The sequence below is a fragment of the Streptomyces sp. AM25 genome, from assembly GCF_058146165.1.
This window is the reverse complement of the sequence record NZ_JBKIWN010000002.1, coordinates 94271-104513: the sequence shown is the minus strand read 5'-3', so window position 1 is coordinate 104513 and position 10243 is coordinate 94271. Positions and strand designations below refer to the sequence as shown.

The window sequence follows — 10243 nt, the reverse complement described above, 5'->3', positions numbered from 1 at the left end:
TCACCGGCCGGTGACGCCCCCACGTTCGACTCATCCGCCCCGCAAGGGTGTTACTTCAGCGCGCTGCGCTTCTGCCACTGGTCCCAGTTCTCCTGCCAGACCTCGAGGCCGTTGCCGACGTCGGTCTTCTCCGTGTTCGAGGTGTTCTTGACCTCGACGGTGGAGCCGATCGACAGGAAGTCGTAGACGGTCTTGGCGTCTTCGGTGGTCATGCCGAAGCAGCCGTGGCTGTTGTTCACCACGCCGATGGACTGGTTCCAGGGCGCGGAGTGCAGGAAGGTGCCGGAAGCGGTCATGTGGGTCACCCACTTCGAGGCCAGCGACCACTGGTCGCCGTAGCCGATGGTCGAGGAGTCCATGACCTCGTCCGCGGCCTTGCTGCGCACGGTGTGGATGCCGCCCCGGGTGGGCGCCTCGGGGGAGCCGGCCGAGCCCTTGACGCTGCCGACCTCCTTGCCGTCCTCGTACATGGTGAGGGTGTGGCTGGGCACGTCGACGACCGCCTTGCGGTCCTTGCCTATCGAGAAGCCGTAGTTGTAGTCGCGGGCGAACCAGCCCCCCTCGCCCGAGTCGATCCCGGCCAGCGAGCCCTTGACGGTCACCTTGGTCCCGGCGGGCCAGGGGTTCTTGGGCCGCCAGTCGATGCGGTCCTTGCCGGAGTAGTCGGTGACCCAGCCCCAGGCGCCCTCGACCGGCACCGAGGTGCCGACCTTCAGGGCCTTCTCGATGTCGGCGCGCTTGTCCTTGTCGACCTTGTGGTCGAAGAGGATCGAGACGGGCATGCCGGTGCCCACGGTCTCCCCGTCGGCCGGGGTGTTGTTGAGCTTGTTGACCTTCGGGGCCTGCTGGGTGGTGAACTTCGAGGTCGTCGAGGACTCCCGGCCCTTGGCCGACTTCGCCGTGGTGTGCACGGTGTAGGTGGCCTGCGGCCTGACCTTCCCCTGCGAGGTCCACGAGGACCCGTCGTCCGCCAGCTGCCCGGCGATGTTCTGCCCCTTGTCGTCCTTGACGTCCACGGCGGTGAGCCTGCCGCCGTCGGCCTTGACCGAGATGGGCGAGCCGAGCGCAACCTCCTTGCCGTCGGCGGCCGGAGTGACGGTGACCTTGGCCTCGGGGCCGGCATCCGCCTTGGCTCCCCCGGAACATGCGGTCAGCGCCAGGGAACCCAGAAGAGCGGGTATCAGCAGGACGGGGCGACGGCCCGATCCGATGCGCACGTGTGCGACCTCCATAGCTGCAAGAAATCCGTGGCGGGCCCTGCCCTGTCACCGGAACAGACGGGTTGTGCTCCCCCCACCACCCGTACAGATGATCCACATGCGTCTGCGGTTCCTGGAGTGAAGAAATTTGTCCGGCTAGAACCGCTTGTGGCCTGGTTCAGTCTGCGCCGGGCATCACACGGGGCGCCATGACCGGGATCACGTGCGGGAGCATCACGTTGCGCGACCGTACGCGCGCGTAGGGTGGTCGAATCGGGTTTCTCCCCCACCACTTAGGGAACTGGGACCTCATGGTGCAAATCGGCTACACGATGTTGTCCGAACAGGCGGGTCCCCGGGAGTTGGTCGAGCACGTGGTGGGAGCCGAGCAGGCGGGCTTCGACTTCTCGGTCGTCTCCGACCACTACTTCCCGTGGCTGGCCGTCCAGGGCCACTCCCCCAACGCCTGGGCCGTCCTGGGCGCCGCGGCCCGGGCCACCTCCCGCATCCCGCTGATGTCGTTCGTCACGTGCCCGACCACCCGCTACCACCCGGCCGTGGTCGCCCAGCAGGCCGCCACGGTCCAACTGCTGTCCGAGGGCCGGTTCCGGCTCGGGCTGGGGTCCGGCGAGAACCTCAACGAGCACGTCGTCGGCTGGGGCTGGCCCGCCGTCGACGTGCGCCAGGAGCGGCTGCAGGAAGCGGTGCAGATCATCCGGGCCCTGTTCGCGGGCGGGACGGTCAACCACCACGGCGCCCACTTCGACGTCGAGCACGCGAGGCTGTGGGACCTGCCCTCCCCGCCCCCGCCGATCGGCATCGCGGCCTCGGGCGAACGCTCCTGCCGGATCGCGGGCGGGCTGGGCGACCTGCTCATCGCCACCGAGCCCAGGAAGGAGCTGGTGGCGGACTTCGACCGGTTCGGCGGGGCGGGCAAGCCCCGCATCGGGCAACTCGCCGTCTGCTACGACCCGGACCGCGACGCGGCGATCGAGCGGGCCCACACGCAGTTCCGCTGGGCCGGCCTCGGCTGGCAGGTCCTGGCCGAGCTGCCGCACGAGGTCTCCTTCGCCGCCGCGTCCCGGTTCGTCACGAAGGACGACGTCGCCGGGAAGGTCCCCTGCGGGTCCCGGGTCGAGGACTTCGTGGCGGCCGTACGGCCGTTCGCCGAGGCGGGGTTCACCGAGGTCGCCCTGGTGCAGATCGGCGGCGAGCACCAGACCGGCTACCTGCGCTGGGCCGCCGAGGAGTTGCTGCCCGCCCTGCGCGGCCTCTGACCGCGGAAATCGGTTGCCCGCCGGCCATCCCGGTGCTGCAGTGTGCGGATGGATCGAGACGAGTTGCTGGCGCTGTTCGACCGCCAGATGCGCCGTGAGGCCCGCCCCGACGGCCCGGGGGCCCGGATCGAGCGGGTGGACGGGGTGGTGCGGCAGGTGTGTGCGGCCGAGCACGGCTGGCACGGCGTCCTGTGGTCCGGCCTCGACGAGGCCACGGCGGACGGGGCGGTCAGGGCCCAGGTCGAGCACTTCACCTCCCTGGGCCGCGAGTTCGAGTGGAAGCTGTACTCCCACGACCGGCCCGCGGACCTCGCCGGCCGGCTGCGGGCGGCCGGCCTCGTGCCCGAGCCCGCGGAGACCCTGATGGTCGCCCCGGTATCCGCCCTGTCGCCCGACGCCGGGCCGCCGGAGGGCATCCGGCTGCAGCCGGTGACCGACGCGGCCGGCGTGGCGCTCATGACGCAGGTCCACGAGCAGGCCTTCGGCACACCGGGCACCCGCCTCGGGGAGCGGGTCCTGGAGCAGCTGGAGCAGGACCCGGACGGGATCGTCGCAGTCGTCGCCCTGGCCGGTGACCGGCCGGTGAGCTCGGCCCGCATGGAGTTCTGCCCGGGGACGGACTTCGCCGGGCTGTGGGGCGGCGGGACGGTGCCGGAGTGGCGGGGGCGGGGCGTCTACCGGGCGCTGATCGCCCACCGCGCGCGCATCGCGGCCGGGCGCGGCGTCCGCTACCTGCAGGTGGACGCGTCCGACCAGAGCCGCCCGATCCTGGAGCGGCTGGGGTTCGCGGTGCTGAGCGTCACGACGCCGTGGCTGTACCGGCCGCAGTAAGCCGCTGCAGAGCGAAAGGCCCGGCCAGGAAGGGCTCCTGGCCGGGCGGGATCTCGGGGTGTCGCACTGTTCGGAGGACCGGCCGGCCGTCGGGCCGCCCGGTGACGGTGCTACTTGTGAGCGGCCGCCGCGCTCGGCGTCGTGGCGCACGTGATGTCCGTGCCCACCGGGTAGATCCCGTCCTTCTTGGCCTGTCCGCCCTGGTACTCGTAGTACAGGTAGGAGTAGAGCTCGATCCGCCTGCTCGGGCCGCAGGCCGAGTCGGCGGCGACCTGGTAGGTCAGCTTGACGGTGCGGGTGGCCCCGGGGACGACGGGCACGTTGTAGCGCACGACGCCGCTCTGGTTGGAGACGTCGCACTGGACCGCGTCGCCGCTGCAGGACTTGAAGGTGTACTTCAGCCCCGGGTCCTGCGAGGTGTTCCACGTCGGCTGGATCGACTGGTACACGAACTGGGTGTTCGTGGACTGGTCGTTGGTGAAGGTCATCGTGATGGTGACCGTCGAACCCGGCGTCGCCGACGCCTTGTCGGCAGCGATGGCCATGGCCGGGGCCGGGGCCGCAGAGGCGGGCTGGGCCAGGCCGGCGCCGAGGGCGGCGGCGAGGACAGCGGACAGGCCGAAACGTCTGAGCCGTGTGGTGTTCATGGCGGTGGAGCGTAGGAAGACGCGCGCGGTCTGACAGCAGTGCCCGATCAGGACCGGCCAGGGGACAGGACGGACAAGTGGCACGCGGCGCTGGTGCGGGGCAGGGTGCCGCCCGGGAACATGCGTACGAGTTGACCGGAATATGCCACCGGGACCGGAGCCGCCCGCCGTTCGTGCGGGCGGCGGGCGGCCGGACGGGTGGCCGGCGGCGACCCGCCCGCGGCAGCGTTGCCACACCCGGCACCGCACCGGACCATGCGGGCATGGCTCAATGCGAAGTGTGCGGCAATGACTACGCGATGTCCTTCACCGTGGAGGCCCAGGGGGCAGTACACGTATTCGACTCGTTCGAGTGTGCCATCCACCGTATGGCCCCCGTCTGCGAGCACTGCGAAGTCAAGATCGCCGGGCACGGCGTGGAGACGGGCGGGCACTTCTACTGCGGGGCCCACTGCGCGCGCACGGCAGGCGCCAAGGGGCTCGTCGACCACGTGTGACCGGCAGGATCAGAGCAGCTCCCGGACGATCCGCTCGGCCGCCTCGTCCTCGGCGGCGTGCGGTGACAGCTCGCTGAGCGTGTCCAGGTCCCGGTCCTCGCGGAGCTCGGCCTCCCAGGCGGCGGCCAGCTTCTCCTGCTGCTCCTGCGGCTGCTGCTCGACCTTCTGCCGGTTCGCGGGGCTCAGCGCCTCGAGGAAGCGCGTCAGTTCGTCAGTCGGCATGGAGGGGCTCCCTCGGGTGATCGGCGGCCTGCGCTCCACTTCTACCGCGGACGGTGCCGGGGCGCATCGCGAGGGCGTCAGACCCGGACCGTCTCGCACCGCTTGCGCAGCGCCCGGTTGAGGGCGTCGAAGTCCTCGGTCGTCCGGGCGACGGCCTTGGCGAGGGCGGGGACCAGCACACCGGTGAACTTCTCGTCCTGGACCACGCGGGTGCCGCCGCCGTCCAGGTCGGTGAGGACGAACCGGTGCAGCCCGTCGAAGAGGCCGGGCAGCACGAGCCGGCCCATCCAGGACAGCTCCCGCTGCGGGACGGCGGTGCGTATCCGGGGCCGGAAGGTCACCGGACGGCCGCGGGCGGGGAACATCCGCAGCCGCAGCCGCGCCCCCGGGGCGACCTCGCCGGACGCCTCCCGGATGAAGGGGTTCCAGTCGGCGTAGCGCGGCAGGTCGGTCAGCACCTCCCAGACCCGGGCCGGGGTCGCGGCTATGTCGACCACCGTGGCGATCTGGCGCATCGGCCTCTCCTTCTCCCGGACCGGCCGGCACCGGATGCGGACACGACCGTTCCGGCCCAGGATAGGACGCAACCGGACACATCGGCAGCCTGAGGAGAAGACGGTGGCACACGGGCGGCAGGTGCGGGCACGCCGGGTCTACGAGGACCCCGAACACGGCGACGGCACCCGGGTCCTGGTCGACCGCATCTGGCCGCGCGGGCTGAGCAAGGAGAAGGCGGCGCTGGACGAGTGGTGCAAGGCCGTGGCCCCCTCCACCGCGCTGCGCCAGTGGTACGGCCACGACCCGGAGAAGTTCACCGAGTTCGGCCGCCGCTACCGGGCCGAACTGCGCGACGCGGAGCACACCGAAGCGCTGCAGCACCTGCGGGAGCTGGCGGGGAAGCGGCAGCTGACGCTGCTCACCGCCACCAAGGACTGCGACATCAGCGCCGCCGCGGTGCTCACGGACATCCTGAGCGGATGAATCAAAAGCGAGGGCCCCATCGGAAGATGGGGCCCTCGCAACGCGTGCGCCACCAGGGACTCGAACCCCGGACCTGCTGATTAAGAGTCAGCTGCTCTGACCAACTGAGCTAGCGGCGCGAAAGGAATATTACCCGATCCGCTGGCGTGGTCGAGACGGGGTCCGTGGCGGCGGTGCAGGGGTGCTGCGATCAGTGAACGACTTCGGCGGATACGCCCAGTTGTTCCGGTACGGGGTCCTGCCCGGCGTCCTCACGTTCCACGGCGGCGCGCAGCTGCGGGTCGTTGATGCCGCTCACCGGGTAGAGGGTGCGCCCGAGGACGTGGGGTTCGGTGTAGACGGCGACGAGCTGGCGCACCTTGGCGGTGTCGGTGTCCATGGCCGGGTCCGGCCGGCCGTCGTCGAAGTCCTGGTCCGGGTCCTCGGCCCCGGGGTCGGAGGCGGAGAGCGAGGACCACATGTCCTCGGCGGCGCTGATGAGCTGGTCGAGCCCGTCCCGGACGCTGTGCCACTCGCCGTCCCGCAGGCTCCGGTCGATGTGGGCGACGGTGTCGAGGATGCTGGCGTAGTCCTCCGCCAACTGGTCTTCCTGGGCGGTGGGTTCGAGGGTCTTGACAGCGAGCTCGGCGGTATACACGGCACCTCCACGCGGCGACGACGGTCGGAACCGGGGACGGCAGTGCACGACCCGGCCCGGGCATCGTCGCGCGGCGGGGCACCCGTCGGCGGGCGACCGCCGTCGATGGCCGCGATATATCACCTGCCCGGGCGAGCGCTCGCGGCTCCGGCGTGGGACTAGGGCCTGCCCGATGGGTCGGTGCGGGCCCCGCGGCGTCCGGTGCTGGGCACCTCCTGGGGGCACCCCCAGCGGTAGCTGGGGGAGCGTCGCGGGGCCCGTGCCGACCCATCGGGCAGGCCCTAGGCGGCCGGTCGCTTCGGTGTCGCGCCGGGTACGGGGAGGGAACGGACGAGGTCGTCGACGGCCGTGTACGCGGTGTCGGCGGTGGTGCCGACGGGCTGCAGGGTCAGGGCGACCACGATGCAGCGGTCGCCGTCGCCCACGGTGCCGGTGGTGTGCAGCGCCGGGCGGACCAGGTCGACGCCCGTCACCGCGGCCCGCTTCCGGTCGTCCGGGGTGGGGGCCGTGGTGGGACCCGGCGAAGTGAAGCCGGACCAGCCCTGCTTCACCGCCCAAGGGCGTTCGAACACCGAGGGAATGCCGAAGTGCTGGAAAAACCCGTCAGTCCCGTACGGCACGGACCGTCGCAGATTTCCCATCACGAACTCGCGCACCGGGGCCGGCGCGGAGTCCAGCAGGTAACGGTAGATGCGCACGATATCGGCCGCAGTTATGGCCGAATATCCCCAGTAGCCGGGGAAGTCCGGGGGCGGCCCGGTGGTGCTCCGCAGACCGAGCCGGGACACCATGCGCGTCACGAGGGCCGACTCGCCGCGCTGTGCCCAGTAGTAACTCGCCGCATCGTCGTCGCTCGCGGTGAGCATCACCTCCAGCCGGGCCCGGTCGTCGGGCGGCAGGTCGTACGCCGGACCCCGGTCCCAGAGCACGTCCAGTGCGATCAGCAGTTTCACCACCGACGCCGACCGGAAGGGGCGGTCCGCGCCGACCCGTTCGGTGAACGCCCCCGTCCGGCGGTCGAAGACGGCGACCCCGGCGGTCATCCCCGCCGGCATCACGACCGCTGCCGAGTGCGCGGACCGCGCCACGCCTGTGGTGACGGACACCAGCAGGAAGCCCAGTACCAGGGCAGTGGCCATGATCGGCCGGACTGGTCCCCTTGCGTGCCACGGCCCGCGACTCGTCACGGTGGATCCCCCGTTTCCCCCGCATCCCCCGTCTTCTCCGCCCCAGGGTCCCGAAGACGGGACCTGTCGGCCACAGCATTCGACCCGTATCTAATCCGCGAGGTCAGCGAGTCGCGTCGAAGTCCGGTGCAGCACCGGGCCCCGAAGGGGCACGGGGCTGTTACTCCCCCAGCTACCGCCGGGAGGTGCCCCCAGCGGCTCCGCCGCGTGGGCGCGACCAGCCACGACGAGCCCGCAGTCAAGACATCGCCTTCCAGCGCAGCGCCTAGGCCGGGAAGGCCGCATCACTCCCCAGCAGTTCCGCCCCGAGCGGGGTGAGCGTGTGGTGCGCGGCGCCCCCCACGCGCCGTGTGACGACGAGGCCGGCCTCGCGCAGCACGGTGAGGTGATGGCTCGCGGTCGCGGCGGCGATGTCGGCGGAGCGGGCGAGTTCGGTGGTCGTGCCGCCCTCGGCGACGGTCTCCAGCAGGACCGCCCGGGTCCGCCCGACGAGCGCGGCCAGACCGCCCGGGCCCGCGGGGTCCTGCAGCAGCCGCCCCGTGGCGTGCTCGACCGGGTAGACCACGACGGGCGGCAGGTCATGGTTGCGCAGCATCGTGGGTTTGCGCCAGCAGAAGTACGAGGGCAGCAACAGCAGCCCGCGGCCGCCCAGATGCAGGTCGCCGTTCACGTGCGGCCCGAGCATGGTCAGTACGGGCCGCTCCCAGTGCAGTCCGGGGTGCAGGGTGCGCAGGAGGTGGTCGAAGAAGACGTCGGACCCCGTGGCCGCCCGGGTGCGGGCGGCCAGGTCCGCGCCGATGTCGCTGCGCAGGCGCGACCAGTAGGGGGCGAGGGCCACCCGGTGGTAGGCGCGGATGGCCTCCCCCAGTTCGCGCAGGGCCCGGGGGGCGCCCTCGGCGAGCAGCCGGGCGCCGGGCGGCATCCGCCGCTGGGAGACGGCGAGTTGGACGAGGTCGTCGCGCAGCCGGGCCCGGGGCGTGGACAGCACGGCCCCGATGCCGGCCTCCAGTCCTCCGGTGGCGGCCGCGGGGGTGAGGAAGTCGGGCGAGTAGCCGCGCGGCGGTGCCAGGGCCAGCAGCTGCCGCATGCTCCCGTCCAGCCTGGCGCGGGTGCGGCGGCGCCACTGGTCGAACACCAGCGGCCCGTCGCCGGTCTGCAGCATGTGCAGGCTGAGCAGGACCTCCCACAGCGGGTCGGGCGCCTGGGCCAGCCTCGTCTGCGGGAAGTCCTCGCTGGTGAAGTGGATACGCAGTGCCACGGGCCCTCGCCTCCCACCGGCCCGGCGGGCGCACTCGGCCGGCCACCCGGTCGCCAGGTCCGGCTACATCGTGTGCGGAGCCTGCCCGGCGTTCAACGGATGTCCACCGGTTCCGGCCACTGCGTGCGGTTTCCCGGCGGCGCCGGGACCCGGCTGCACGTCGTGCTCGCAGGTGGCGGCGGTGCCGTGGGTCTCCCACGGCGGGAACGGATCGTTGACGTCCGTATCCGGTTCGTCAACTCCGGCAAGACAGTGCGTCAACCTGTCGTGCAGGGCGGCGGCGTGCAGGCCCGTGCCGATGAAGACCAGTTCCTGTGCGGCCTGCCCGGGCCCGCTCCCCGTACCGGCGGGCTCGAAGCGGGCGACGGAACCGGCCTGGGACCACAGCCCGGTGACGGACGGCCGCGAGGCGAGCCGGAAGAACCCCTTGGAGCGCAGGACGGTGCCGTAGGCGCCGCTGTCGAGTTCCTCGGTGACGAACCGCCACAGGCGTCCGGGGTGGAAGGGGCGCGCGGCGCGGAAGACGGTGCCGGAGATGCCGTACTCCTCGGTCTCGGGGACGTGGTCGCCGTTGAGTTCGGCCACCCACCCCGGGGCCTGCTGGGCGCGTTCGACGTCGAAGAGGCCGGTACCGAGGATCTCGGCGGGGTCCACCCGCCCGTGGCGGGCGGGCACGAGGCGGGCCGCGGGGTTGAGCCGGGCGAGGGCGGCGAGCAGCCGGGCCGCTTCGTCGCCGTCCACGAGGTCGAGCTTGTTGAGCACGATGACGTCGGCGAACTCGACCTGGTCGACCAGCAGGTCGCTGACGGTGCGCTCGTCCTCCTCGTACTGGTCGAGCCCGCGCGCGGCGAGTTCGTCGCCGCGGGCCAGTTCGGGGAGGAAGTTGGCGGCGTCGACCACCGTGACCATGGTGTCCAGGGCGGCGGTGTCGGCGAGTGTGGCGCCGTCGTCCCGGGCGAAGGAGAAGGTGGCGGCCACGGGCATCGGTTCGGAGATGCCGCTGGACTCGATCAGGAGGTGGTCGAAGCGGTCCTCCCGGGCGAGCCGGTCCACCTCCTCCAGGAGGTCGTCGCGGAGCGTGCAGCAGATGCAGCCGTTGGTCATCTCCACCAGCCGCTCCTCGGTGCGCGACAGCGCGGCCCCGCCGTCGCGCACCAGGGCGGCGTCGATGTTGACCTCGCTCATGTCGTTGACGATCACGGCGACGCGCAGTCCGGAGCGGTTGTTCAGGACGTGGTTGAGCAGCGTGGTCTTCCCCGCCCCGAGGAAGCCGGACAGCACGGTGACCGGCAGCCTGCGGGCGGGAGCGGGGGCCGTCACCGGCCCGGCAGGGGCAGGAGCCCGCGCTCGTAGGCGCGTACCAGGCGCCGGGGCACCTGGTACGTCTGTCCGTCGATCACCAGCGGGACGAGTACGGGGGCGTCCGCGCGCCACTGGGCGCGGCGGTGCCGGGTATTGCTGCGGGACATACGGCGCTTGGGGACGGCCATCGGTGGTCCTCCTGGGT

Annotated in this window: 13 protein-coding genes and 1 tRNA gene; 4 read left to right on the top strand and 10 right to left on the bottom strand. The window is 71.9% G+C overall.

Annotated elements, in window-relative coordinates:
• Positions 1-50: 50 nt before the first annotated feature.
• Entirely contained in the window at positions 51-1217 is a 1167-nt protein-coding gene (locus tag ACLHRZ_RS02715) for a L,D-transpeptidase (RefSeq protein WP_490416564.1), read from the bottom strand.
• Between the two features lie 293 nt (positions 1218-1510).
• On the opposite strand from ACLHRZ_RS02715, the gene ACLHRZ_RS02710 reads away from it, so the two are divergent.
• Both ACLHRZ_RS02710 and ACLHRZ_RS02705 read left to right on the top strand, forming a co-directional pair.
• Complete coding sequence (locus ACLHRZ_RS02710; RefSeq protein ID WP_490416563.1) at positions 1511-2476, top strand: TIGR03557 family F420-dependent LLM class oxidoreductase; 966 nt, start codon at positions 1511-1513, stop codon at positions 2474-2476.
• 48 nt (positions 2477-2524) lie between these two features.
• Complete coding sequence (locus tag ACLHRZ_RS02705) at positions 2525-3307, top strand: GNAT family N-acetyltransferase (protein ID WP_490416562.1); 783 nt, start codon at positions 2525-2527, stop codon at positions 3305-3307.
• 110 nt (positions 3308-3417) lie between these two features.
• Here the strand turns inward: ACLHRZ_RS02705 and ACLHRZ_RS02700 are convergent, their stop codons facing one another.
• Positions 3418-3954 (bottom strand): hypothetical protein, encoded by a 537-nt coding sequence (locus ACLHRZ_RS02700; RefSeq protein ID WP_490416561.1) that lies wholly within the window; start codon positions 3952-3954, stop codon positions 3418-3420.
• Positions 3955-4217: 263 nt separating this feature from the next.
• Between ACLHRZ_RS02700 and ACLHRZ_RS02695 the strand changes: the two genes are divergently transcribed.
• Positions 4218-4451, top strand: a complete 234-nt coding sequence (locus ACLHRZ_RS02695; RefSeq protein WP_490416560.1) for a hypothetical protein — start codon at positions 4218-4220, stop codon at positions 4449-4451.
• A 9-nt stretch (positions 4452-4460) separates the two neighbouring features.
• Here ACLHRZ_RS02695 and ACLHRZ_RS02690 read toward each other — a convergent pair whose 3' ends face one another.
• Together ACLHRZ_RS02690 and ACLHRZ_RS02685 are read right to left on the bottom strand one after the other, a co-directional pair.
• A complete protein-coding gene (locus ACLHRZ_RS02690; protein ID WP_490416559.1) occupies positions 4461-4673 on the bottom strand; it encodes a hypothetical protein in 213 nt (70 codons plus the stop codon).
• 77 nt (positions 4674-4750) lie between these two features.
• The gene (locus tag ACLHRZ_RS02685) at positions 4751-5188 is read right to left on the bottom strand and encodes an SRPBCC family protein (protein WP_490416558.1); all 438 of its coding nucleotides are present in this window, start codon (positions 5186-5188) and stop codon (positions 4751-4753) included.
• Positions 5189-5291: 103 nt separating this feature from the next.
• On the opposite strand from ACLHRZ_RS02685, the gene ACLHRZ_RS02680 reads away from it, so the two are divergent.
• On the top strand, positions 5292-5654 hold the full coding sequence (locus ACLHRZ_RS02680; RefSeq protein WP_490416557.1) for a DUF488 domain-containing protein: 363 nt from the start codon (positions 5292-5294) through the stop codon (positions 5652-5654).
• Between the two features lie 45 nt (positions 5655-5699).
• On the opposite strand, the gene ACLHRZ_RS02675 is transcribed toward ACLHRZ_RS02680, so the two are convergent.
• From ACLHRZ_RS02675 to rpmF, 6 genes are all read right to left on the bottom strand, one after another.
• Positions 5700-5773: transfer RNA gene (locus tag ACLHRZ_RS02675), tRNA-Lys, on the bottom strand.
• 71 nt (positions 5774-5844) lie between these two features.
• On the bottom strand, positions 5845-6291 hold the full coding sequence (locus ACLHRZ_RS02670) for a hypothetical protein (protein ID WP_490416556.1): 447 nt from the start codon (positions 6289-6291) through the stop codon (positions 5845-5847).
• Positions 6292-6572: 281 nt separating this feature from the next.
• Complete coding sequence (locus ACLHRZ_RS02665) at positions 6573-7430, bottom strand: serine hydrolase (protein ID WP_490416555.1); 858 nt, start codon at positions 7428-7430, stop codon at positions 6573-6575.
• Positions 7431-7743: 313 nt separating this feature from the next.
• The gene (locus ACLHRZ_RS02660) at positions 7744-8736 is read right to left on the bottom strand and encodes an ArsR/SmtB family transcription factor (RefSeq protein ID WP_490416554.1); all 993 of its coding nucleotides are present in this window, start codon (positions 8734-8736) and stop codon (positions 7744-7746) included.
• A 63-nt stretch (positions 8737-8799) separates the two neighbouring features.
• Complete coding sequence (locus ACLHRZ_RS02655; RefSeq protein ID WP_490416553.1) at positions 8800-10056, bottom strand: GTP-binding protein; 1257 nt, start codon at positions 10054-10056, stop codon at positions 8800-8802.
• Positions 10053-10226: a 50S ribosomal protein L32 gene (rpmF, locus tag ACLHRZ_RS02650; protein ID WP_490416552.1), complete on the bottom strand. Its 174-nt coding sequence runs from the start codon at positions 10224-10226 to the stop codon at positions 10053-10055. The genes ACLHRZ_RS02655 and rpmF overlap by 4 nt, the downstream gene beginning before the upstream one ends.
• Positions 10227-10243 lie beyond the last annotated feature (17 nt).

Bases quoted from the DNA above. Each gene is read 5' to 3' on its own strand.
- ACLHRZ_RS02710 (WP_490416563.1), top strand. From the start codon at position 1,511: ATGGTGCAAATCGGCTACACGATGTTGTCCGAACAGGCGGGTCCCCGG.
- ACLHRZ_RS02705 (WP_490416562.1), top strand. From the start codon at position 2,525: ATGGATCGAGACGAGTTGCTGGCGCTGTTCGACCGCCAGATGCGCCGT.
- ACLHRZ_RS02700 (WP_490416561.1), bottom strand. From the start codon at position 3,954: ATGAACACCACACGGCTCAGACGTTTCGGCCTGTCCGCTGTCCTCGCC.
- ACLHRZ_RS02695 (WP_490416560.1), top strand. From the start codon at position 4,218: ATGGCTCAATGCGAAGTGTGCGGCAATGACTACGCGATGTCCTTCACC.
- ACLHRZ_RS02690 (WP_490416559.1), bottom strand. From the start codon at position 4,673: ATGCCGACTGACGAACTGACGCGCTTCCTCGAGGCGCTGAGCCCCGCG.
- ACLHRZ_RS02685 (WP_490416558.1), bottom strand. From the start codon at position 5,188: ATGCGCCAGATCGCCACGGTGGTCGACATAGCCGCGACCCCGGCCCGG.
- ACLHRZ_RS02665 (WP_490416555.1), bottom strand. From the start codon at position 7,430: ATGGCCACTGCCCTGGTACTGGGCTTCCTGCTGGTGTCCGTCACCACA.
- rpmF (WP_490416552.1), bottom strand. From the start codon at position 10,226: ATGGCCGTCCCCAAGCGCCGTATGTCCCGCAGCAATACCCGGCACCGC.